This is a genomic window from Actinomycetospora aeridis, from assembly GCF_037400275.1.
GTDB classification, from domain to species: domain Bacteria; phylum Actinomycetota; class Actinomycetes; order Mycobacteriales; family Pseudonocardiaceae; genus Actinomycetospora; species Actinomycetospora aeridis.
Map to the genome: position 1 here is coordinate 615,270 of NZ_JBBEGL010000003.1, position 22,324 is coordinate 637,593.

Below are 22,324 nucleotides of genomic sequence, written 5' to 3' on the forward strand. Positions count from 1 at the left end.
CGCGTGCGCGGGCCGCGGGTGGTCGCCGCGGCGCGTGAGGTGGTGGCAGCGAACGTGGCGTTCGCTGCTTCTCTGCGTCGCAAGTCCCCGTTCGCGCGGAATCTAGAGCGCCATCCGGTGCCGGTCGGGGCCGGCCCAGCCCTCGGCGAGAGGGACCGAGTAGTAGATCTCCAGGGCCACGCTCGCGAACAGCCACTGCTCGCCGACCCGGGTGTAGGTGTCGGCGAAGCGCCCGGCCAGCACGAAGCTCTGCCCGTGGTAGATCGGCGTGGCGAACAGGAAGCTCGTCCCCGTCGCCGCGTCCCCGTCGATCGTCACGTCGTGCCCGTGGATGAACTGCCGGACGAACGGCGTGCCGGCCTGTTCCGGACCGGCCGGGAGCAGCCGCGGGATCGCCGCGAAGAACTCCGTGATCGCCGCCCGCCCCGACGCCGCCCCGAGGTAGGAGTAGTCGAGCTCGGCGTCCTCGGCGAAGAGGCCGCCGATCTCGTCCCACCGGTCGGTGTTGACGTACTCGTGGAACCGGTTGCGCAGCTTGTGCAGCGCCGACTCCGCCTCGAGGACCTCGAGGCGGCGCCGGAGCGCCTCAAGATCGCTCACCGGGCGGTGAAGATCAGCGGCAGGTGCGCCATGCCGTGCATGACGTAGCTCGGGTCGTAGCGCGGCACGAAGCCCGGCTCGGCGAGCGCGATGTCGTCGAGCCGCTCGAGCAGGACCTCGAAGGCGATTCGCGCGACCGAGCGGGCCAGCGGCGCCCCGATGCACGAGTGCGGCCCGTGGCCGAACGCCTGGTGCGAGCGCAGGCGCTCGCGCGACGGGTCGAACGCGTCCGGCGCGGAGAAGATGTCCTCGTCGCGGTTGCCGGAGGCGTAGACGACCCACACGTGGGCGCCGGCGGGGATGGCGACGCCGTCGAGCTCGGTGTCGGCGGTGGCGACGCGGAAGAGCCCCTGCACCGGCGACTCGAGCCGCAGGGCCTCCTCCAGCGAGCGGCCGAGCTCCTCGGGGCGGGCCCGCATCCGCGCCATGAGCTCCGGGTCCTCGCAGAGCATCAGCATGAACGACGAGATCAGCTTGGTGGTGGTGTCCGCCCCGGCGCCGATGAGCTGGCTGCAGAAGCCGACCATCTCGTTCGGCGTCAGCGGCGCGTCGCCCTCGTTGCGGGCCTGCACAACCGCGGTCAGCAGGTCGTCGCGCGGGTTCTGGGTGCGGTCGGCGATCTCGTTCTCGAAGAAGGTCCAGAACTCGATCTGGGTCTCCAGCGTCGCGAGCAGGGCCTCGTCGGTCATCGCCGTGCCGATGGCGGCGTTGATCGCGTCCGCCCAGCGCGCGAAGTCACCGGAGTTCTCGATGGGCACCCCGAGCAGCGTCGCCAGCGCCTGGACGGGCGCGGGCGAGCAGTACGCGGGGACGAGGTCGACCTCGCCCTCGTCGCCCGACACCGCGAAGCCGTCGACGAGCCCGTGGCAGAGCTCCCGGATCCGCGGCTCGATCTTCGCGACCGACCGCGGCGTCAGCGCCTTGTTGAGGATGCGGCGGTGGCGGCTGTGGTCGGGCGGGTCCTGGGTGAACAGGACGTCGCCGCGGCTCATGACCACGCGGACGCGCTCGGCGAACTCCGGTGTCGCGTCCGCGAGCGCGCGCCCCACCGCCGCGACGGCCCCCGACACCGTCGGACCCATCGGGTTCTGGCTGGAGAACAGCCGGGGCTGGGTGTTGACCTTCTCGATGTCCGCGTGGCGGGTGACGACGTAGATGTCGTACTCGGGGTCGTGGAAGACCGGTGCCTCGCGCCGGAGCTGCGCGTAGTGCGGATACGGACACCGCATGGCGTCCTGCTCCTGGTCGAAGATCGGCTTGGTGGGGCGCGTCCCGGTGGTCATGGGCTACTTGGCCCCCTGCCCGGCGTCGACGCGCAGGATGTGGCCGGTGATCTGGTCGGCGTTGTCGGAGGCGAGGAAGAGCACCGCGTCGGTGATGTCGGAGACCTCGGTGCGCCACTTGTCGCCGGGCATGTTGCCGGCGGCGGAGAACATCTCGTAGGCGTCGTCGGGGGTCATGCCGACCTCGCCCGCGAGGCCGAGCACCATGCCCGAACCCTGCCCCTCGCCCGGCTTGATCGTCGCGGGCGCGATGGCGTTGACGTTGATGTCGAACTCGGCGAGCTCGAACGCCCACGCGGAGGTCAGGCCCTGGATCGCGTGCTTGGCGGCCACGTAGTGCGAGAGCTGGGCGTGCCCGGAGCCGGTGACGCCCGACGAGATGTTGATGATCTTCCCGGAGCGGCGGCCGATCATGTTCGGGACCACGTACTTGGCGACGTACATGTGGCCCTTGAGGATCGTGTCGATCACCGCGTCCATGACGTGGCTGCGCATGCCCTGGATGGTGTCGAGGGCGGCCACGCCGGCGTTGTTGACGAGGATGTCGATGCGCCCGTCGAAGTAGTCGAGCGCCTTGGCCACCGACGTCTCGACCTGGCTCTCGTCGCGGATGTCGCAGCCCAGCGGCAGGCACCGCCGACCCGCGGCCTCGACGGCCTTGGTGGTCTCCTCGAGCATCTCGCCCGTGGCGAGCGGATAGATGTCGGGGATCGGGTCGGTGATGTCCAGGGCGGCGATGTCGGCCCCGGCGTCGGCGAACGCCAGCGCGTGGCTGAGCCCCTGCCCCTTCGCCGCGCCGGTGATCAGGACGTTCTTGCCCTCGAGCCCACGCAGTACTGCCGCCATCGAAACGCCTCCGCCGTTGGGTGCCTGTGACGCCGCTCATGCGTCGTGAGGACGCTAACGCCGCTCGACGGAGGCGGCAAGGCTCAGGCGGTCTCGGGGTCCTTCCGGCCGATCCACGTCCACCCGTCGCGCGGTCCGCCCTCGACGAGCGCGGCCTCGATCCGGCGCTCGGCGATGCGCCAGCGGTCCTCGCGCACCAGGACGTCGACGTAGCGCAGGCCGACGCGCCACTGCGTGCCGTCGTGGAGCTCGTGGCCCGCCGAGCAGGAGGAGAGCGCGTGCACCCGCCCGTCGCCGGCGTCGGTGAGCCGCACCTGCCCGAGGTGGTGGTGGGTCCTCCGGAAGCCCGCCTGGCCGCCGGCGAACCGCGCCCGCAGCGCCTCCCGGCCCCGCAGCGCCCCGCCGCGCCCGGGACCGAAGTCCATGACGGCGTCGGTGGTGAACAGGTCCACGACGGCGTCCATGTCGTAGGAGTCGATCCGCTCGCAGTACAGCGCGAGCACGTCGGTGATGGCGACGCGGTCGTCGGGGGTCACGGGAGCTCCAGGTGGGGGAGGACCCGCTCGCCGAAGGTCGCGACGCGGGTCAGGACGGTGTCGAGGTCCGGCTCGGCGAACACCAGGCGGATCACGAGGTGGACCCGCGACCAGGCAGCGAGCGACGCGACGACGTCCCGCAGGCCACGGACGACCTCGTCGACGTCGCCGCGGACCTGGATGTGGGCGTCGATGTCGGCCGCCCGGGCGGGGTCCGCGAGCCCGGCGTAGACCGCCCGCCCCCGCTGGATCGCCTCGTAGGCCTCCTGGGCGCGGGCGAACCCGGCGCGGGCCTGCGCGGCCCCGCCGCCCGGGGCGTCGAGCACGCAGGTGACGACGACGCCGCGGACGAACGTCGGGTCGGCGGGGTCGCGCACCGTCTCCAGCGTCCGCGAGGCCGCCGACACGATCCCCGGCTCACCGCGCCCGACCAGGTGCCCGTCGGCGAGGCGCCCGGCCCGCGCGAGCGCGCGGCCGGCGTACCCACCGAGCCACAGCGGGATGGGGCGCGCCGGTGTCGGCGTCACCCGGACGTCGTGCAGACCGAGCGCGGGCGCGGAGAACGGCTCGCCCGCCCCCGCCGCGCGCAGCGCGTCCACCAGCGCCTCGAGCCGGGCGCCGCGGGTGGCCGGGTCGACGCCGAAGGCGCGGTACTCGTGCGCGGCGTACCCGAGGCCCAGGCCGAGCAGGAGCCGGCCGTGGCTGAGCCGGTCGACGAGCGCGGCGTCCTCGGCGAGGCGCAGCGGGTGGTGCAGGGGCGCCAGGACGACGCCGGTCGCCAGCTCGATCCGGCTCGTGACGGGCGCGCACGCCGCGAGCACGGTCAGCGGCGAGGGGAGGTAGCCGTCGGGCAGGCCGTGGTGCTCGGTGACCCAGAAGGAGTCGAACCCGGCGGCCTCGCCGGCCCGGGCGAGGGCGACGGCGTCGGTGGGGTCGCCGTGCTGGCCGCTCCAGAGACCGAGGCCGAGGCTGAGCTCGTTCGTCACAGCTCGTCCGTCACAGCGACAGGACCGCGCCGAGCCGTGCCCGCCACTCGCCGAGGTCGACGTAGTCGCGGAACGCGATGATGAGGTCGCGCTCCGGGTCGACCTCGACGACACCGTGACAGGCGACGGCGTACTCGTCGCCGTCGATGCCGAAGCGGTCGACCCGCTCGAGCCACGACCGCTCCGGGGTGTGCGCCGCGGTGACGATGTCCCAGCGGACCCACGCCGAGCGCGCGAGGATCGGGGCGAGCATGCCGCGGACACCGTCGGGGCCGACGACCGGCGGGTGCGGGACGTTCGCCCACGTCGCGTCGTCGGCGAAGCACGCGCCGGCCGCGTCGGGGTCGCGGGCCTCGACCGCGGCGAGGAAGCGCTCCACCACGGGCGGCATCGTCACGGCCCGAACACCACCGGGTACGACGCGAAGTGGTCCCGCGCCGAGTGCGGGTCGCGCTGCGGGGGTGCCGCCGGGTCGGGGCGCGCGCCCGCCGCGAGCAGGGCGTCGAGCATGAGGGTCACGGTGCCGAGGACCTGGGCGCCCTCGCGGTCCGACGCCGCGGGCACCCCGCCGGCCAGCTCGGTGCCGATGCACGCGTGCATCCCGCCGCCGAAGGCGTGCCCCCAGCGCGGCACGTCGGCGGGGACGTCGCGGGTCGGGTCGTACTCCCCGGCGCGGTCGAAGATCGCCGGGTCGCGGTTGGCGGCGGCGATGTCGAGGACGACCTCGGCGCCCTCGGGGATCGCGGTACCGCCGCGCAGCGCGATCGGCGCGAGTGCGCGGCGCCGGGCGACGGGGCTCGCCGGGTGCAGCCGCAGCGTCTCGTAGACGCAGGCCTGCAGCAGGGCCGGGTCCTGGCGCGCCTTCTCGGCCGCCTCGGGGTCGCGGGCGTACCAGGCGAACCAGTCGTCGACGGCGTGGGAGAAGGCGTCGGCGGTGCTGTGCGAGCCGGCCTGCAGGTAGAACGCGACCTCGCGGCGCAGCATGTCGCGGTCGAGGCCGAGCTCCTCGGTGTGGCGCAGCAGCGCGGTGAGGACGTCGCGCGGCAGGTCGTCCTCGGTGATCTCCCCGGCGGCGAATTGCGCCAGCAGCGCCTCGCGGCGGGCGATCGAGGGCGTCAGGAAGATCCGGTCGAACTCGTCGAGCGCCTCGGCGACCTCGGCGCGGACCTCCGCGGGGTCGCGGGTGGTGTGCACGAGCGTCGCGCCCTCGGAGAACTTCTTCGCGAAGCGGTAGAGGGCGTCGGTCTCGGTGACGTCGGTGGTCGAGTGGTCGACGCCCGCCACCATCGCCGTCAGGTTCATGACCGTGCGGTAGCCGAGCTCGAGGAGGTCGGCGCGGCCGGCGGCGACGAACGGGGTGAGCGTGTCGGTGACGACGTCGCGCAGGAACGTGTGCTCCCAGTGCCGGAACGTGCCGCGGCGGAAGAGCCGGTTCTCGACGCGGCGCCGCGTGCGGTGCGCGGAGCCGTGCAGCACCAGCAGGCAGTCGGCCATGACCACGCCGCCGGCGTCGTAGAGCGCCTGCTCGAGATCGTGCTGCCGGTAGGCCTCGCGGACGTCGGCGTAGCGGTCCAGGGTGATCGTGGGCAAGGAGCACTCCCTCGGCGTGGCGTGACTAACGACGCTAGCAACGGCTCCCGGTCCGGTCGAGTGGTCGGGACGTCGTCAGGGACTTGACGCCGCTCCGCCCGCTCCCCAGTCTGTGACCCGTCCCACTGCCCTCTGAGAACCTACCGGGGAGCCACCGTGCCCGAGGTCGAGACGCTCGAGGCCGACGTCGTCGTGCTCGGCACCGGACCCGCCGGCATGGCGGCGATCGCGGCCGCGGCCGACGAGGGCGCGAGCGTGGTCGTCCTGGAGGCCAGGGACCACATCGGGGGCAACGCCGTCTGGTCCACCGGCTACCTTGCCTTCGTCGACTCGGCGATGCAGCGCGAGCAGGGCATCACCGACGACGAGGAGACCTTCGTCGCCGACGCCCGCGCGATGGTCGAGCAGGCGCGCGACCGGTTCGGCGTCGAGTGGGACGAGACCCTGGTGCGGCTCTTCGCCCGGGAGAGCGCCGAGACCCACCGCCTGCTCGTCGAGCGCGGCGTGCGCTTCAGCCGCTTCATCCCGCGGCCCCGCCAGCACACGGTCGACCGGATGGCGGCCGTCGAGGACAGCTGGATGCTCGGCCGCGCCTTCCGCGACGACGTCGAGCGCGACGGCGTGACGGTCCGCTACGGCACGGTCGCTGACCGCCTGCTCGCCGCCGACGGACGCGTCACCGGGGTCCGTGCCCACGCCCGCACCGACGGGTCGCCCCTCGAGGTCACGGCCCGCCGCGGCGTCGTCCTGGCCACCGGGGGCTACCAGGCCAACCCCGAGCTGCGGCGCCGCTTCCAGCCCGAGGTGGTGTCGCGCGCCCCGTACCTGGGGATCGACACCTGCCGCGGCGACGGCCACCTGCTGGGGCAGGCGGTGGGCGGCGACCTGGTCAACATGACGTTCGTGCCGCCGCTGGTGATCGTCTCCTCCTCGGTCGTGGAGGACGCGATCGCGGTGAACGGGCAGGGCGAGCGGTTCCACGACGAGGCCGGGCCCTACGAGGAGCGCGTGGACCGCCTCCATGACCAGCCGGGGCGCCGGGCCTGGTACGTCGTCGACGACGAGGTGGCCCGCGAGAAGGCCACGCTCATCGGTCAGATGCCCGAGCCCCCGGTGTCCGCCGGGAGCCTCGCCGAGCTGGCCGCCGCGATCGGCGTCCCCGCCGCGGCCCTCGAGGCCACCGTCGCGCGGTGGAACGACTTCCTGGGCACCGGGGCCGAACAGGATCCCGACTTCGGGCGCGTCGTGCTGCCGCCCGGACGCCGGACCTGCGCGCGGCCGCCGTTCACCGCCGTGCCCATGGTCGAGGGGATCAACTTCTGCTGCGGGGGCTTCCGCGTCACCTCCGACCTGCAGGTCCTCGACGTCTTCGGCGACGCGATCCCGGGCCTGTTCGCCGCCGGCGACTGCGTCGGCGGGCTCAACCCCGTCTCCGACCTGGGCGGCATCCACATCAGTGGCGGCTTCACGCTCGGACGGCTCGCCGGGCGCGCCGCGGCCCGCGACGTCCGTGGCGGGGGCGGCCACGGCACGGTCCTCCACGCCCAGCTGCCGGGCATGCTCGACGCCCGCATCGCCCTCGTGCAGCTCGATCCCGAGCCCACCACCTCCTGAACCAGGACGAACCCCCGAGGAGACGACGATGTCGGTCGGAGTGCTGTTCACGCAGGGCCAGGTGACCGGCGAGCCGCGGACCACGCTCGCGGAGATCCTGGAGCAGGCCGAGGCCGCGGACCGGCTCGGGTTCTCGGCGGCGCTGACCACCGAGCACAAGGACTCCGACGAGTACTTCGGCGCGCCGCTGCACCTCGCGTTCGCCATCGCCGCCCGGACGCAGCGGGTGCGCGTGGGCACGGCCATCGCCATCGCGCCGCTCTACGCGCCCGCCGTCCTCGCCCAGGACGCCGCGATCCTCGACCAGCTCTCCGGCGGCCGGGCCTGGCTCGGACTCGGGGCCGGCTACATGCCGGTCGACTACACCGCCGCCGGCGTGCCGTGGGAGGACCGGGCGCAGCGCTTCGACGAGACCGTGCGCATCGTGCGGGCGGCCCACACGCAGGAGCGCTTCTCCTTCGACGACCAACTGCACCACTTCGAGGACCTCGCCGTCCTGCCGCGCCCGCTGCAGCCCGAGGGCGTCCCGCTGCACCTCGCGGCCTGGACCCCCGGGGGCCTGCGCCGCGCCGGCCGCCTCGGCGACGGCTGGATCACCAACGCGCTCATGTCGCTGGACACCATGACGACCATGGCCGCGGACTACCGGGCCGCGGCCGAGGCGGCCGGGCGGCGTCCGCACGTGACCTCCATCCGATTCTGCTGGCCGTACACCTCGCGTGAGGAGGCCCTCGAGCTCTTCGGCGACACCGCGCTCGCGATGGCCCGCACCCTGTTCGACTACGGCGCCGTCACCGACCTGCCCGGCGTCACGAGCGCCGACCAGATCACCCTGGAGGAGTTCGTGCGCGACCGGTTCGTGTTCGGCACGCCCGAGGAGTGCGTCGAGACGATCGGCCGCTTCCGCGACCAGGCGGGCGTCGACGACTTCCTCATGATCTTCCGCTACCCGACCGGCCCGGACCACCGGTCGGTCCTGCGGGCCATGGAGCTGTTCGGGACCGAGGTCCTGCCCGCGCTGGACCGGCCCGCGGTCCCCGCGTGACGCCGCTGCGCGCCAAGCCCGTCCGCGTCGGTGTCGTCGGCCTGCACTACGCGGCCGGCACCCACCTGCCGGTCTACGCCGCGCTCGCGCGCGAGGGCCTCGTCGAGCTCGTCGCGGTCGCCACGGCCCACCGGGACACCGCCGACGAGGCCGCCCGGACGCATGGCGTGCCCCGGGCCCACGTCGGGTTCGAGGCCCTCTGCGCGGACCCCGAGGTCGACCTGGTGGACGTGGCGACCCGCCCGAGCCGCCACGCGGCGATGGTGTCCGCGGCGCTCGGGGCCGGCAAGCACGTGCTGTGCGAGGCGCCGCTGGCCCGGTCGACCGGCGAGGGCCTCGAGATGACCGAGGCGGCGCGGGCGGCCGATCGGGTGGCCGTGGTCGACATGCAGTCGCGCTACTGGCCCGGACTCGCCGAGCTGCACCGGCGGGTGCGGGACGGCGGGATCGGCCGCGTCGACAACGTGGCGGTGCAGGCGTTCTACCCGACGTTCACGAACCCCGCGGCCGTGCGCGGCTCGGGCTGGTGCGCCGAGGCCGCCCACGGGGCGAGCTCGCTTCGGGTGCACGGCCTGCACACCGCGGACGTCCTGCGGTGGGTGTTCGGCGAGCTCGGTGACGTCCGCGGACTGGTGGCCCGGCGGGCGCCGACGTGGCCCGGACCGGACGGGCCGGTCCCCGCCGACAGCGTCGACTCGGCCGCCTGGACCGCGAGGACCGGGGACGGCGCGCTGTGCTCGGTGCACAGCTCCTGGGTCGCGCCCGGGGGAGGGGGCTGGCGGCTCGTCGCGCACGGCTCGGACGGCGTGCTGGTCGCCGAGGCCGCGGGCCACACCGGCCACTTCCCGGTGCGCCTCTCCGGTGCACGCCCGGGGGAGGCCCTCGCGGAGATCGTGCCCGCCGAGGGCGGCGCCACCGAGCCCTTCACCCGCCTCGTCCGGGCGCTCGTCGCGCACCTGACCGAGGGCGCGCCGGCCGCGGACCTGCCGACCTTCGCCGACGGCGTCGCCGCCCTGCGGGTCGCCGACGCGGTGGACGGCGGCCTGACGGCTTTGACGTCAGTCGACTAACGACTACCGTCCGGGGGTCGCCGGGTTCGAGGAGGAAGCCGTGACCACCACCGGGGAGTCGCTCGTCGTCACCCTGAGCACGTTCGCCGACGCCAAGGACGCCTACCGCAGCCGCGACCTGCGTCAGTCCCTCTACGACGAGGGCGAGGTGGTGATGGCGGACGTGCTGGTGAACCTGCACGGCACGGAGCACCGCGACCGCCGGCGCGTCGAGAACCGGATGTTCCGCCGGGAGGTGTTCGAGCGCTACGAGCGCGACCTGTTCCCCGAGGTCACGGCGCAGACGCTGGCGCCCTACGTGGCGTCGGGTCGTGTCGACCTCGTGCACCTCGGTCACGAGCTGATGCTCAACCTCGCCGCGCTGACCGCGGGGATCGACCGGCCCGAGGGCACCGCCGCCGAGACGGCCCGGCTGCACGCGCACATGATGCGGTTCATCGAGGGTGCGACGCTGGCGCACGCCACGGGGGACAAGGCCGCGAAGGCCGCCGAGGTGGCCCGCGCGCTCGAGGAGTGGGACGCGGAGTTCCTGGCGCCCTCGATCGCCCGGCGGCGGGAGATGCTGGACCGGGGGGAGGAGCCGCCCCGCGACGTGCTCGCCACCCTGCTGCGCCACGCCGACGAGCTCGACCTGCCGCACCACGTCGTCCGACGCGAGGTCGCCTTCTACCTGCTGGCCGGGGCGCACACGAGCGCCACGGCGTTCGTGCGCACCGTCGACCACATGCTCGGCTGGTTCGCCGAGCACCCCGACCGCGCCGAGGCGCACACCGACCCGCTGTTCGTGCAGCGCTGCGTCCACGAGACCGTGCGCCTCAACCCATCGAGCCCGGTGGGGATGCGCCGCGCGCTCGCCCCGGTGGCCCTGCGCTCGGGCACGACGATCCCCGAGGGCGCCACCGTCGTGATCGACCTGCAGGCCGTCAACCGCGACGCCACGCTGTTCGGGGCCGACGCGGCCGCCTTCGACCCCGACCGCACGGTGCCCGCCGGCGTCGCCCCGTTCGGGCTGAGCTTCGCCGCCGGCATGCACGTCTGCATCGGGCAGGACCTCGCCGCGGGCGTGGTCGCGCGATCGGACACCGACGCTGACAACACTTCTGGCACGCACCTGTTCGGGCTGGTCACCGGCGCCGTCGGCCAGCTCTTCGCGGCCGGCGTGCGCGCCGATCCCGAGCACCCTCCGCAGCGCGACGCCTCGACCGCGCGCCCCTACTGGGGCACCTACCCGGTGGTGCTCGGATGACCTACCGCATCGAGGTCGACAAGGAGATCTGCATCAGCTCGGGCCGCTGCGTCGCCGAGTACCCGGAGCGGTTCCGGTTCGACGACGAGGAGGTGGCGGAAGGGGTGCCCGGCGCGCCCGCGCTGCCCGACGACGCCGCCCTGCGGCTCGCCCGCGCCTGCCCGTCGTCGGCGCTGCTGGTGTTCGATGCCGAGAGCGGCGACGAGATCGACGTCTTCGCGACCTAGTCAGCAGGAGGGCACGACGTGGACCTCGGGATCCGGGGACGGCGCGCGGCGGTGGCCGCGGGGACGGCGGGGCTGGGGCGGGCGTGCGCGGCGGCGCTCGTCGGGGAGGGCGCCGAGGTGACGATCTGCGGCTCCGACGCCGGGCGCGCCGAGGCGGCCGCCGCGGAGCTCGGCACCGACTGGCTGGTCGCCGACCTCCGCGACCCCGAGGCCGCGGCCGGCTTCGTCCGCGACGTCGAGGCGCGCCACGGGAGGCTCGACCTGCTCGTCGTGAACGGTCCGGGGCCGGGTCCCGGCACGGTGGCCGACACCGCGCTCGCCGACTACCAGGCCGCGCTGGACCGCAGCCTGCTCGCCGTCGTCGGGATGTGCCTGGCCGCCGTGCCGGGGATGCGCGAGCGCGGGTGGGGGAGGGTCGTCGCGATCACCTCGCTGGGCGTGCGCCAGCCCTATCCCAACCTCGCGCTGTCCAACACGGCGCGGGCGGGGGCCACGGGGTTCCTGCGCACGCTCGCCCGGGAGGTCGCCGCCGACGGGGTCACCGTGAACTCCGTGCTCCCGGGGCTGCACGACACCGACCGCGTGCGCTCGGTCTACGCCGACCCCGACGCGCGCGCCGCCGCCCTCGCCGGCGTCCCCGCCGGGCGTCTCGGCGACCCCGCGGAGTGCGCGGCGCTGGTCGCGTTCCTGTGCTCGGAACGGGCCGGGTTCGTCACCGGCACCGCCGTCCCCGTCGACGGCGGGGCCTACCAGGGTCTGCTCTAGACAGAAACGTCGTCAGCTCCCTAACGTCTACCCTCCGCCACGACGACGTCACGGGGAGCGCGCATGTCCACGGGATCGACCGCACCCCCGGCCGCCGACGACGCCACGACCCGGCGGGCGCTGCGGCGCCTGCTCGCCGGCGGCGTGATCGGCTCGCTCGTCGAGTTCTACGAGTTCTCCGTCTACGCGGTGCTCGCGACGACGCTCGCGGCGGTGTTCTTCCCCGCGGTCGACCCGACGACGGCGCTGCTCTCGACGCTCGCGGTGTTCGCCGTCGCGTTCTTCGCCCGCCCGCTCGGCGGCTTCGTGTGGGGCGCGGTCGGCGACCGAATCGGGCGCAAGCGCACCCTCGCGCTGACGGTGCTGCTGATGTCCGCGGCCACGGCGCTGATGGGCGTGCTCCCGGGCTACGCGGCGATCGGACTGGCCGCGCCGGCGCTGCTCGTGCTCCTGCGGTTCGTCCAGGGCGTCTCGGCGGGCGGCGAGATCTCCGGGGCGGTCTCGTTCGTCGCCGAGCACGCGCCCCAGCACCGCCGCGGCTTCTTCGTCGGGATGATCTCGGTCGGCGCAGTCGTCGGGACCCTCCTGGGCAGCCTGATCCCCGGGGTCCTGCTGCTGACCCTCTCCACCGAGCAGATGCAGGCTTGGGGCTGGCGGGTCCCGCTGCTGGTGGCGCTGCCGCTCGGCCTCGTCGGCCTCTACATCCGCCAGAAGCTCGACGAGACGCCGTACTTCCTCGCGCTGCGCGAGGAGCGCAACCGGGCCGCGAACCCGGTTCGCGCGGCCCTCGCCGGCCGCGAGCAGCGCCGCCTGCTCCTGATCGCGTTCTTCCTGGTCGCGGCGAACGCGTCGTCGTTCTACATGATCGTCGGCTACCTCCCGAGCTTCGCGACCCGCAGCCTCGAGCTCTCGGGACTGCAGGCCTTCGCGCCGTCGGTGATCGCGCTGGCGGCGTGCCTGGTCGCCGAGGTCGGCGGGGCCTGGCTCTCCGACCGCATCGGGCGCCGGAGGGTGCTGCTCGCGAGCGTCGTGGGCCTGCTCGTCCTGTCCTACCCGAGCTTCCTGCTCATCACGTCCGGGACGTTCGGGCTGATCGCGTGCGGGCTGGTGCTGTTCGGGCTGCTGGCCGGCGCCTACGCCGCGGTGATCAACGCCGCGCTCGTCGAGCTCTTCCCGACCCGGGTGCGGGTGAGCGGCCACGGCATCACCTACAACCTGTCGGTCGCGCTCTTCGGCGGCTCCGCGCCGTACCTGCTGACGTGGCTGGGCGGGGTCACCGGGTCGACGATGGTCGGCGCGTACTACGTCATGGTCCTGGCGGTGCTGTCGCTGCCGGCGGTGCTCGCGCTCAGGGAGACGGCGCGCAGGCCCCTCCCGACCTAGGAGGCGGGCGTGAGCCGCAGCAGCCGCTCGGCGTTCGCCGTCAGCTCCTTGCCCCAGGTCCCGGTCGGGGTGTCGTCGGCGTCGGAGTCCCAGCCGGCGAAGTTGGTGCCGAACACCAGGCGGGTGCGGTCGGCCTTCGTCGCGAGCAGGTCGAGCGAGCCCTCGTCGTGCACGTGGACGTCGAGCCAGAGCCGGCGGAAGAACGCCTCGAAGCCCTGCTCGCGCAGCGCGTCGGACGCCCAGGGGCGCTTGCGGGCGGCCCGGGCGAAGCGCCCCGCCAGGAACGCGGCGGCGCCGCCCCCGTGCGACAGGCACACGTCGAGGCCCGGGTGGCGCTCGAGGACGCCGCCGAAGACCAGCGCGGCGACCGCGAGCGTCTCGTCGTACGCGAAGCCGCACTGCAGGTCGAGGTCGAACCGGCGCAGCCGCGGGTCGGCCGGCGGGCCGTCGGGACCGAGGGGCGAGGGGTGCACGAACAGCGGGACGTCGAGCTCGACGACCGCCTCGTAGAACGGGTCGAGGGCAGGGTCGTCGAGGGTCCGGCCGGCCGGGTCGGTGTCGAGGTAGAGCGCGCTCATGTCGAGGTCGCGGACCGCGCGGCGTGCCTCGGCGACCGACGCCGCGACGTCCTGGACGGGCAGCTGGGCGGCCGCGAGGAGGCGGTCGGGGTGCTCGGCGACGAGCGTGGCGAGGCCGTCGTTGTGCCGGCGCGCGAAGGCGACGGCGTCGTCGACGGGCAGGTCGCCGAAGTACGTCAGCGGGTTGGGGGACAGGAGCTGACGTCCGATGCCGGCGGCGTCCATCGCGGCCAGCCGCCGGTCGACGTCCATGAACGGGCTGCCCTCGTAGCGCACTCCGTGCAGGACGTAGTCGCCGACGCGGTAGAACGGCCGCCCGTCCTGCGTCGTCCCCAGCTCCGGGCCGGCCGGACCGGCCGCGCCCTCGGAGGAGCGCAGGACGGCGTGTGCGTGCACGTCCAGGATCTCAGACATGCGACATGCGCTCGAGCTGCTCCTCGGTGAGCGCGAGCGAGCGCGTCAATGGGCAGGCGGCCAGGAAGCGGACCTGGTCGGAGGCGCGCTGCTTGTGCTCGGGGATCGGCGTGACCAGGTCGGTGCGCTTCCCGCCCTTGATCACCTCGACGATCCTCTCCTTGTCCTGCAGCACCCGGACGTCGCGCAGCGGGTCGCCGTCGACGACGAGCACGTCGCCGATCCGGCCGGTCTCGAGCGTCCCGATCTCGCCCTCCATGCGCATGGCGAAGGCGCCGTTGCGGGTGGCGGCGACGATGGCCTCCATCGGCGTCATGCCCATGTAGTCGACGAACATCTCCAGCTCGCGGGCGTGCCACTCGCCGACCGGTGTCACCGCGAACCCGGTCTCCGAGCCGGTGAGGAACCGGACCCCGGCGGCGTGCGCCTTGGTGAGCTGCTTGGCCGTCACCTCGATCTCGGCGCGGAACACGTCCAGGAGCTCGGGGGCCGTGCCGATGCGCGCGCCGTAGTCGGCGAGGTTGCCGAGCAGCGTGAACGTCGGGCACATCGACGCCCCGGCCTCGACGACGGCCTCGATGGCCTCGTCGTCGAGGTAGGAGGCGTGGTAGATCAGGTCCACGCCGGCGCGCGCCGCGTCGCGCGTGGAGTCGGAGTTGCGGCAGTGCGCGACGACCTTGGTGTTCAGCTCGTGGGCGGTGTCGCAGACGGTGCGCAGCTCGTCGATGTTCCAGACCTTGACCTCGGGGCCCTTCATCGACGGGATCAGCCCCGTCACCATGATCTTGATCCAGTCGACGCCGTACTTGATCTGGCGGCGGATCTCGTTGACCATCACGTCCCGGCCGGTGACCACCGTGGCGTAGCCGGTGGTGCCCTCGTCCTTGATCATGCGGCCGGCCGTGCCACCGAGCATCGTCATCAGCGCCTGGCCGCCGGCGCGCATCCGCGGGCCCTCGACGATCCCGGCGTCGATCGCGTCGCGCAGCTCGCAGCCGATGTTCCACAGGCAGTCGGCGTCGAGGACGCTCGTGACCCCGGCGCGCAGCACCTTGCGGGCGTTGTAGGCCGAGAGCATCGAGCTGTAGGCCTCGGTGCGGTGGTTGAACAGCTCGTCGTTGCCGGTCGGCTCGCCGAAGGTGAGGTGGGTGTGGGCGTCGATGAGGCCGGGCATCACCGTCTTCCCGGCGGCGTCGACGCGCTCGGTGGCCTCGTCGGCGCCGGCCGCGGCGTCCGCGCCGAGGGCCGCGATGCGGCCGTCGCGCACCAGGACGTCCTCCCCGGGCCGGGCCGGCGCACCGGTGCCGTCGACGACCGTGCCGCCGTGGATCAGGATGCTGGCCATCGTCCGCGCCTCTCCGTCGGTGCGCCGTCAGGAAGCTGACGACTATGGCTGGTCGCGCCGTGCGCTGGGTCTCAGTCTCGCACAAGAGCGAACCTGCGTCGGGTGATGGACGCGACCGATCAGCGGCACTAGCGTCGTTACCGTGACGACGACGTGGGCAGTGATCACCGGAGCGGGCCGGGGGATCGGCGCCGTCCTGGCCCGGCACGCGGCCAAGGAGGGCTACCGGGTCGCGGCGTGGGACCTCGACCGGGAGGCCGTCCGCGCCGTCGCCGACGAGATCGGTGAGGCGTGCGTGCCGATGGCCGTGGACGTCACCGACGAGAGCTCGGTGCGCTCGGCGGTCTCGGAGCTGCCGGCGGCGCCCTCGCTGGTGGTCAACAACGCCGGCATCGTGCGCTTCGGCCCGCTGCTCGACCTGGCGGCGGCCGACTGGCGGGCCGCCCTCGACGTCAACCTCACCGGGACCTTTCTCGTCGCCCGGGTGGCGGCGGCGCGGATGATCGCGGAGTCGGTCGGCGGCGCCATCGTCAACATCTCCTCGATCAACGGGCTCGCCGCCGCGCCCGGGGCCGGGGCCTACACGTCCTCCAAGGCCGGCGTCGTGATGCTCACCGAGCACATGGCCCTCGAGTGGGGCGCCCACGGCATCCGCGTCAACGCCGTCGCGCCGGGTCTCATCGACGCCGGCATGTCCGACGCGATCTACGCCGACCCCGAGGTGCGGCGGCTGCGCTCCGGGCGCGTCCCGCTGGGCCGGCTCGGCACCGCGCAGGACGTCGCCGAGACCGTGCTCTTCCTCGGCTCCGAGAAGGCCGCGTACGTCACCGGTCAGACCCTCGCGGTCGACGGCGGGATCACCCGGGGCGCGCTCAACGCGATGCCCCGGGCGCGCAGCGACGCGCCTGCCGACTGACCGGTCGCCGACCTGGAACGATGGGAGCCATGTCGCAGCAGAGCGTCATCGACGAGCTGGGTCGTCTCGGCATGTCGGGCTACGAGGCCAAGGCCTACGTCGCCCTGGTGGCCGCCGGGACGCCGCTCAACGGCTACGAGGTCGCGAAGCGCTCGGGGGTGCCGCGCAGCACCGTCTACGAGACGCTCGGCAAGCTCGTCGGCCGCGGCGCCGCCTACGAGGTGCACACCGGCGACGCCAGCGTCGGCTACCTCTCGCTGCCGCCCGCGTCCCTGCTCGAGCGGATGCGCCGGGAGTTCGACGCGTCGATGGACGCCCTCGGCACCGAGCTGCCGCGCCTCGCCGTCCCGCCGCAGGTGCGCATCGTCCACAACCTCACCGACCGCGACGGCCTGCTCGCGCGGGCCGAGGACGTCGTCGGCGCGGCCCGCAACGACCTGTTCCTCTCCGGCTGGCCCGCCGAGATCACGCCGCTCAAGGCCGCGGCCCGCCGCGCGGAGAACGAGGGCGTCGACGTCTCGGTGGTGAGCTTCGGCGAGGACGCCGAGCCGGTCGGGAGCACCACGGTGCACCGCTTCTCGAGCCCGGACGTCGCCCTGGAGAACCTCGGCTGCCGGCTCATGGTGGTCGCCGCCGACCGCGAGCAGGCCGTCATCGGCGGGGTGGTGGGGGACGACGCGTGGGGCGTGTTCACCGACGACCCGGCCGTCGTGCTGGTCGCCGTGGAGTACGTGCGCCACGACATCGCCATGCACCTCATCGCCGAGAAGCTCGCCCCCGAGGACTTCGAGACGTTCTGGGCGAACGACCCGGCGATCGCGCGGCTGCGCGCCGACCACGGCATCCCCGCGGCGCTGCTCAAGCTGGGCGGGCGCGAGGCGCCGGCCGCCCGCCGCCGGCGCCGCTAGGACCCATGTGAGCACTTTCCGGGCCCATGGGCCCGGAAAGTGCTCACGTACGGGTCAGGCGTTCGTCACGCCCAGGCCCAGCCCGCCGTCGACGGTGAGCACGGTGCCGGTCACCCACTCCGCGCCGAGCAGGTACTCGACGGCCTCGGCGACCTCGTCGGTCGTGCCCGGCCGCCCGAGGGCGTGGGCCGGCCCGAGGGCCTCCATGCGCTCGGCCGCGGTGGCGTCGTCGAACACCCCCGCCCGCTGGTTGATCTCGGTGAGCACGCCGCCGGGGCGCACGCAGCCCACGCGCACGCCCTGCGGGCCCAGCTCGGCGGCGAGCACCCCGGTCAGCGTCTCCAGCGCGCCCTTCGTGGCCGCGTAGGGCGACGCCCCCGGGAAGGCCCGCTGGGTGTGCACCGAACCGAAGAACACCACCGCGCCGCGGGACGCGACGAGGTGGGGGAGCGCGAGGCCCGTGAGCAGTATCGGGCCGATCGTGTTGGAGGCGAACACGTCGTGCAGCCCCTGCTCGGTGAGCTCCGCGAGCGGGCCCCGGTACATGTTCCCGGCGGCGTGCACGACCGCGTCGAGCCGCCCGCCGCCGTGCTCGACGGCCGCGTCGACCATCGCGCGACGGTCGGCGTCGACGGTGACGTCGCCCGCCACCGGCCGGGCGCCCGAGCGCTCCGCCACGGCAGCGATCTTCCCGGCCCGCCGGCCCGTGAGCGTGACCCGCGCCCCGGCGGCGGCCAGACGGGTCACGACGGTCTCGCCGATGCCCGAGCCCCCTCCGGTGACCAGGACGGACGTGCCGGCGATCGGTCGGGCCATCAGGCGGTTCCTCTCAGCGTGGTCTCGGCGGCGAGCCGCAGCATCAGCGCCCGCTCCAGGGGTGCGGTCGTCGCCGCCAGCCGGTCGGACTGGACCTCGACGGCGAGCGGGACGCCCGCGGGCAGACCGGCGGCGAAGGCGCCGAGGTCCAGCCCGCCGTGGCCCGGCGGGACGCGGTCGTGACGGGCCTCGTGCGCGGGATCCGGCGGCGTCGAGGTCGGGTCGGCGATGTCGGTGAGCTGCGCGTACCCGGTCAGGGCGGGGTCGGCGGGGCGGGCGAGGTCGTCACCCGCGCGGTGCAGGTGCAGGGGGTCGAGCAGGACCGTCGCGCCGGCTGTCCTGGCGATCCGCTCGGCGGCGTCGCGGGTCCGGACGCCGGTGAACCGCATCGGCTCGAGGGCGACCCGGGTGGGCGAGCCGCGCAGCAGGGACACCAGCTCGGCGACGCGCGCGGTGGTCACGTCCTCGTCCGGTTCGTCGGAGACGGTCAGCAGGAAGCGGGCCCCGAGCTCGCCGGCGACGTCGGCCAGGGCCCGCTCGTGATCGCCCGGCGGGCCGGCGCCGAGCCGGACGACCTCGACGTCGAGCAGCCCCACCGGGTGCTCGGCGAGCGCCCGGGCGACGCCGTCACGCTGCGCCCGGGGGTCGGCGAGGCGGACCCCGGCCAGGGCGTAGCCGCTCGCGGCCGCGACCGCCACGACCTCGGCCGGCTCCAGGTCGAGGACGCAGCCGGCGGACAGCGACAGCGGGTGGTCAGGCACCGAGCGCCCAGCGCGCCGCGCGGCGGACGATCTCCGCGTGCTCGGGCACGGCGTACGACGGCGGGTGGTGCCCGAGCGCGTCGTAGACAACCCGCCCGCCGCCGTGCTGACGGGCCCAGAACAGCGGCATGACGCGCCCGTCGGGGCCGGGCTGGGGAGCCTCGAGGAGCGGGGTCAGGTCGTCGGCGAGCTCCATGTCGCCGTAGACCTCGTCGACCAGGCAGAAGTCGTCGACGTCGCGGACCAGGGGGTCGTCACCGCGGACCGTCACGTCGATCTCGGGCCCGAGGGGCGGGTGCTGCGAGCGTCCCCAGACCCACCGCGCGCCGAGCGCGTCGGCCCAGGCGGGCCAGTCGTCGAAGCACAGGGCCGCGGTGTGCATCGCGAGCACGCCGCCGCCGGCGGCGAGGTGACCCGCGAACGCGGCGCGGGCCGCGTCCGACGGGCTCGCGCCCTCCGCGCCGGCCTGCTCGCGGTAGCGGTCGGGCACGCCGGGCCCGGTCATGGTCCAGCGCAGCGCGTTGACCACGAGGACGTCGGCGCCGGGCAGGGCGAGGAACGCGTCGTCGACGCCCTCGTGGACCTCCGACTCGACCCCGAGCGGGGCGAGCAGCCCGGTGAGGCAGGACGTCGTGGCCGGGAAGTCGTGGGTCAGACCTCCGGACAGCACCACAGCGCGCACGAGCCCACTCCCGTCGTCAGCGTCGTCAGTCGCTTCACCACTAGTGGATCGTACGGCCTGGTGGCGGTCGCGCGGATAGGGTCGGTAGCCGTGTTCGCTCCCCACCACGCCGTCGCCGCGCGCCCCGACCTCCCGCACCGCGTGGGACCGGACGCCACGGCCCTCGTCGTCGGCGGCGGGATCGCCGGGGTGAGCGCCGCCCTCGTGCTCGCCGAGCGCGGCGTGCGCGTCGAGCTGCTGGAGGCGGCGCCACACCTGGGCGGGCGTCTCGGCACCTGGGACCGGCGCCTGCCCGACGGCTCCGAGGTGGTCGTCGAGCACGGGTACCACGGCTTCTTCCGGCAGTACTACAACCTGCGCGACGTCCTGCGCCGCCTCGACCCCGACCTCGGCTTCCTGCGCGACGTCGGCGGCTACCCCATCGCGAGCCGCCCGTCGGTGGGCTGGGAGTCCGAGGACTTCACCGCGCTGCCCCGCACCCCGCTGCTCAACCTCGTCGCGCTCGTGCTGCGCAGTCCCAGCTTCAAGCTGCGCGAGCTGCGCCACGTCGACGCCGACGAGGCGCTGGCGATGCTGCGCTACGACCCGGTCCGCACGTTCGCCGAGCACGACCACCGCAGCGCCGCCGAGCTGCTCGACGGCCTCGGTTTCTCCGACCGCGGCCGGGCGATGCTCTTCGAGGTCTTCGCGCACTCGTTCTTCAACCTCGAGCAGCGCTACTCGGCGGCGGAGTTCCTGGCCATGTGCCACTTCTACTTCACCGCGAACCCCGAGGGCCTGGGCATGGACGCCCCGGACGACGACTACCGCACGACGCTCTGGGAGCCGTTCACGCGGCTGCTCGAGAAGCACGGGGCGACGGTGACCACCGGCGCGCGGGCGGTGTCGCTGCGCCCCGACGGTGCGCGGGGCTGGGCGGTCGACGTCGAGGGCGAGCCCGCCCGCCACGCCCGCCACCTCGTGGTGGCCACCGACGTCCCGGCCACCCGGGACCTGATCGCCGCGTCGCCCGAGCTCGTCGCGGCGGCGCCGGGGCTCGCGCGGCGGATCTCCGCGCTGCCCGGCGGCGAGCCCTACGTCGTCACCCGCCTGTTCTGCGAGGGCGACGTCGACCCGGGGCGGGCGGTGTTCACCGGCGTGACCCGCGAACGCGTCCTCGACTCGGTGACGCTGTTCCACCGCCTCGAGGGCGCCTCGGCGCGGTGGGCGCGCGACCGCGGGGGATCCGTGGTCGAGCTGCACTCGTACGCCTGCCCGCCGGGGGAGTCGGTCGACGAGCTCGTCGTGGCGATGCGCGAGGAGCTCGCCGCGCTGTGGCCGGAGGCCGCCGACCTGCGGGTGCTGCACGCCGAGAGCCACCGGTACGCGAACGCGCCGGGCTTCGACCCCGGCTACCACCTGGTGCGCCCCGGCGTCCTCACCGACGCGCGGGGCCTGCGCCTGGCCGGGGACTGGGTGGCGAGCGACGTGCCGTCGGCGCTGATGGAGCGCGCCACGGTCACGGCGCTGACCGCCGTCAACGATGTGCTCCGCGAGGAGGGCGCCGCCCCCGAACCGATCCGCTCGATCCGCCCCCGCGGGGTCCTCGCGCCCCGTACGTGAGCGAACTTCGGGGCTATAGCACCGAAGATCGCTCACATGGGGCGAGCACGGCGACGAGGGTGGGGACGCGATACCGTCTGCGCGCCGCCGGCGGAGGACCGGTGCGTGACCCGGGAGGACCTGCAGTGGCGAACCGACGGACGGCCAGGGGCACGGCGGCGCTGGTGGGCGTGCTGCTCGCCGCGGGCGTGGCCCTGAGCGCCTGCGTGTTCCCCGCCGAGCCCGCCCCGGGGTCACCGTCGAGCCCCAACGACTACTCCACCGAGGGCTTCCCGCCGCCCGGTCCCTCGCCGCAGCCGGGCGTCATCACCCCCGGTCCCGAGCCGATCGGTCCCGCGGAGCCGCCGCGGACGAGCGCCGAGGCGCCGGAGCCGGCCGAGGAGCCCGCGCCCTCGCCGGCGCCCGGCGGCTGAGTCCCGGCCGTCAGGCGGGGTCGGCGGGTGTGCGCGCGCAGAGCCACACGCCGATCACCCCGAGCGCCCCGCTGACCGCGAAGACGGCCAGCATGCCCGGTGAGAGCGAGCCCGTGACGGCGTCGCCGAACAGCACCACCGCCGCCGTCCCCGGCACCAGCCCGACGGCCGTGCCGACGAGGTAGTGCCGCCACCGCACGCTCGTCACCCCGAACGTGTAGTTCAGCGGCGCGAACGGGATGAAGGGCACGAAGCGGGCCGAGACCACGGCGAGCAGCCCGCGGGCGCTGAGCCGCTCCTCGAGCATCCGCACGCGGCCCGGACCGAGCCGCTGCACGGCCCGCCCGCCGAGGCGCCGCGACACGGCGAACGCCGCGGCGGCCGACACGACGCTCGCGACGAGGCACAGCGCGAGCCCCAGCCACGGCCCGAAGAGCAGCCCGGCCGACAGGGAGAACGCCGTGCGGGGCACCGGCGTCGTCGTCACCACGGTGTGGACCAGCAGGAACGTCACCGGTGCCCAGGCGCCGAGCGCGGCGACCCGGTCGCGCAGCTCCAGCGGCGTCGGCAGCGGGACGGTGACGGCGACGACGGCGGCCACGAGCAGGAGGCTGGCCAGCAGGACCCACCGGGCGCGGCCGGATGACAGACGCAGGCGGGCCACGGTCTGTGTGCGCTCCCGTCGTGCTCCTGCGGAT

24 protein-coding genes are annotated in these 22,324 nt (G+C 74.5%); 11 read left to right on the forward strand and 13 right to left on the reverse strand.

Annotation, left to right across the window (positions count from 1 at the left end; genetic code table 11):
- Nucleotides 1–102 precede the first annotated feature (102 nt).
- The 7 genes from WCD41_RS13470 to WCD41_RS13500 form a co-directional block, all read right to left on the reverse strand.
- Nucleotides 103–600: a nuclear transport factor 2 family protein gene (locus WCD41_RS13470; RefSeq protein ID WP_337713929.1), complete on the reverse strand. Its 498-nt coding sequence runs from the start codon at nt 598–600 to the stop codon at nt 103–105.
- The gene (locus tag WCD41_RS13475; protein WP_337713930.1) at nt 597–1,883 is read right to left on the reverse strand and encodes a cytochrome P450; all 1,287 of its coding nucleotides are present in this window, start codon (nt 1,881–1,883) and stop codon (nt 597–599) included. Before WCD41_RS13475 ends, WCD41_RS13470 begins: the two co-directional genes overlap by 4 nt.
- 3 nt (nt 1,884–1,886) lie before the next feature.
- On the reverse strand, nt 1,887–2,729 hold the full coding sequence (locus tag WCD41_RS13480; protein WP_337713931.1) for an SDR family NAD(P)-dependent oxidoreductase: 843 nt from the start codon (nt 2,727–2,729) through the stop codon (nt 1,887–1,889).
- Between the two features lie 83 nt (nt 2,730–2,812).
- Entirely contained in the window at nt 2,813–3,265 is a 453-nt protein-coding gene (locus WCD41_RS13485; protein ID WP_337713932.1) for a nuclear transport factor 2 family protein, read from the reverse strand.
- On the reverse strand, nt 3,262–4,251 hold the full coding sequence (locus tag WCD41_RS13490; protein ID WP_337713933.1) for an LLM class flavin-dependent oxidoreductase: 990 nt from the start codon (nt 4,249–4,251) through the stop codon (nt 3,262–3,264). The genes WCD41_RS13485 and WCD41_RS13490 overlap by 4 nt, the downstream gene beginning before the upstream one ends.
- A 10-nt stretch (nt 4,252–4,261) precedes the next feature.
- Nucleotides 4,262–4,642 carry a nuclear transport factor 2 family protein gene (locus WCD41_RS13495; RefSeq protein WP_337714224.1) on the reverse strand — a complete coding sequence of 127 codons (381 nt, stop codon included), beginning with the start codon at nt 4,640–4,642 and terminating at the stop codon, nt 4,262–4,264.
- 2 nt (nt 4,643–4,644) lie between these two features.
- Complete coding sequence (locus WCD41_RS13500) at nt 4,645–5,841, reverse strand: cytochrome P450 (RefSeq protein ID WP_337713934.1); 1,197 nt, start codon at nt 5,839–5,841, stop codon at nt 4,645–4,647.
- Nucleotides 5,842–5,997: 156 nt separating this feature from the next.
- On the opposite strand from WCD41_RS13500, the gene WCD41_RS13505 reads away from it, so the two are divergent.
- The 7 genes from WCD41_RS13505 (at nt 5,998) to WCD41_RS13535 (ending at nt 13,191) form a co-directional block, all read left to right on the forward strand.
- The gene (locus WCD41_RS13505) at nt 5,998–7,455 is read left to right on the forward strand and encodes an FAD-dependent oxidoreductase (protein ID WP_337713935.1); all 1,458 of its coding nucleotides are present in this window, start codon (nt 5,998–6,000) and stop codon (nt 7,453–7,455) included.
- Nucleotides 7,456–7,483: 28 nt separating this feature from the next.
- The gene (locus WCD41_RS13510) at nt 7,484–8,500 is read left to right on the forward strand and encodes an LLM class flavin-dependent oxidoreductase (RefSeq protein ID WP_337713936.1); all 1,017 of its coding nucleotides are present in this window, start codon (nt 7,484–7,486) and stop codon (nt 8,498–8,500) included.
- On the forward strand, nt 8,497–9,570 hold the full coding sequence (locus tag WCD41_RS13515; protein ID WP_337713937.1) for a Gfo/Idh/MocA family protein: 1,074 nt from the start codon (nt 8,497–8,499) through the stop codon (nt 9,568–9,570). The genes WCD41_RS13510 and WCD41_RS13515 overlap by 4 nt, the downstream gene beginning before the upstream one ends.
- Nucleotides 9,571–9,610: 40 nt before the next feature.
- Entirely contained in the window at nt 9,611–10,816 is a 1,206-nt protein-coding gene (locus WCD41_RS13520; RefSeq protein WP_337713938.1) for a cytochrome P450, read from the forward strand.
- The gene (locus WCD41_RS13525) at nt 10,813–11,043 is read left to right on the forward strand and encodes a ferredoxin (RefSeq protein ID WP_337713939.1); all 231 of its coding nucleotides are present in this window, start codon (nt 10,813–10,815) and stop codon (nt 11,041–11,043) included. The genes WCD41_RS13520 and WCD41_RS13525 overlap by 4 nt, the downstream gene beginning before the upstream one ends.
- 18 nt (nt 11,044–11,061) lie before the next feature.
- Entirely contained in the window at nt 11,062–11,808 is a 747-nt protein-coding gene (locus WCD41_RS13530; RefSeq protein ID WP_337713940.1) for an SDR family oxidoreductase, read from the forward strand.
- A 63-nt stretch (nt 11,809–11,871) separates the two neighbouring features.
- Nucleotides 11,872–13,191 carry an MFS transporter gene (locus tag WCD41_RS13535; RefSeq protein ID WP_337713941.1) on the forward strand — a complete coding sequence of 440 codons (1,320 nt, stop codon included), beginning with the start codon at nt 11,872–11,874 and terminating at the stop codon, nt 13,189–13,191.
- Here WCD41_RS13535 and WCD41_RS13540 read toward each other — a convergent pair.
- Together WCD41_RS13540 and WCD41_RS13545 are read right to left on the reverse strand one after the other, a co-directional pair.
- Entirely contained in the window at nt 13,188–14,183 is a 996-nt protein-coding gene (locus WCD41_RS13540) for an amidohydrolase family protein (protein ID WP_337713942.1), read from the reverse strand. The genes WCD41_RS13535 and WCD41_RS13540 overlap by 4 nt on opposite strands.
- Entirely contained in the window at nt 14,176–15,528 is a 1,353-nt protein-coding gene (locus WCD41_RS13545) for a metal-dependent hydrolase family protein (protein WP_337713943.1), read from the reverse strand. The genes WCD41_RS13540 and WCD41_RS13545 overlap by 8 nt, the downstream gene beginning before the upstream one ends.
- 142 nt (nt 15,529–15,670) lie before the next feature.
- Here WCD41_RS13545 and WCD41_RS13550 point away from each other — a divergent pair, with 142 nt between their 5' ends.
- Both WCD41_RS13550 and WCD41_RS13555 read left to right on the forward strand, forming a co-directional pair.
- Entirely contained in the window at nt 15,671–16,444 is a 774-nt protein-coding gene (locus WCD41_RS13550) for an SDR family NAD(P)-dependent oxidoreductase (protein ID WP_337713944.1), read from the forward strand.
- Nucleotides 16,445–16,473: 29 nt separating this feature from the next.
- A complete protein-coding gene (locus WCD41_RS13555) occupies nt 16,474–17,352 on the forward strand; it encodes a TrmB family transcriptional regulator (RefSeq protein WP_337713945.1) in 879 nt (292 codons plus the stop codon).
- Between the two features lie 54 nt (nt 17,353–17,406).
- Here WCD41_RS13555 and WCD41_RS13560 read toward each other — a convergent pair whose 3' ends face one another.
- From WCD41_RS13560 to WCD41_RS13570, 3 genes are read right to left on the reverse strand one after another with little or no spacing between them, the layout of a single operon-like run.
- Nucleotides 17,407–18,168 (reverse strand): SDR family NAD(P)-dependent oxidoreductase, encoded by a 762-nt coding sequence (locus WCD41_RS13560; RefSeq protein ID WP_337713946.1) that lies wholly within the window; start codon nt 18,166–18,168, stop codon nt 17,407–17,409.
- Nucleotides 18,168–18,929, reverse strand: coding sequence for a sugar phosphate isomerase/epimerase family protein (locus tag WCD41_RS13565; RefSeq protein WP_337713947.1), 762 nt, complete (start codon nt 18,927–18,929; stop codon nt 18,168–18,170). The genes WCD41_RS13560 and WCD41_RS13565 overlap by 1 nt, the downstream gene beginning before the upstream one ends.
- The gene (locus tag WCD41_RS13570) at nt 18,922–19,611 is read right to left on the reverse strand and encodes a ThuA domain-containing protein (protein WP_337713948.1); all 690 of its coding nucleotides are present in this window, start codon (nt 19,609–19,611) and stop codon (nt 18,922–18,924) included. The genes WCD41_RS13565 and WCD41_RS13570 overlap by 8 nt, the downstream gene beginning before the upstream one ends.
- A 90-nt stretch (nt 19,612–19,701) precedes the next feature.
- Between WCD41_RS13570 and WCD41_RS13575 the strand changes: the two genes are divergently transcribed.
- Both WCD41_RS13575 and WCD41_RS13580 read left to right on the forward strand, forming a co-directional pair.
- Nucleotides 19,702–21,213 (forward strand): FAD-dependent oxidoreductase, encoded by a 1,512-nt coding sequence (locus WCD41_RS13575; RefSeq protein WP_337713949.1) that lies wholly within the window; start codon nt 19,702–19,704, stop codon nt 21,211–21,213.
- A 125-nt stretch (nt 21,214–21,338) separates the two neighbouring features.
- A complete protein-coding gene (locus WCD41_RS13580; RefSeq protein WP_337713950.1) occupies nt 21,339–21,626 on the forward strand; it encodes a hypothetical protein in 288 nt (95 codons plus the stop codon).
- A gap of 10 nt (nt 21,627–21,636) precedes the next feature.
- Here WCD41_RS13580 and WCD41_RS13585 read toward each other — a convergent pair whose 3' ends face one another.
- Nucleotides 21,637–22,290, reverse strand: coding sequence for a TVP38/TMEM64 family protein (locus WCD41_RS13585; RefSeq protein WP_337713951.1), 654 nt, complete (start codon nt 22,288–22,290; stop codon nt 21,637–21,639).
- Between the last annotated feature and the right edge of the window lie 34 nt (nt 22,291–22,324).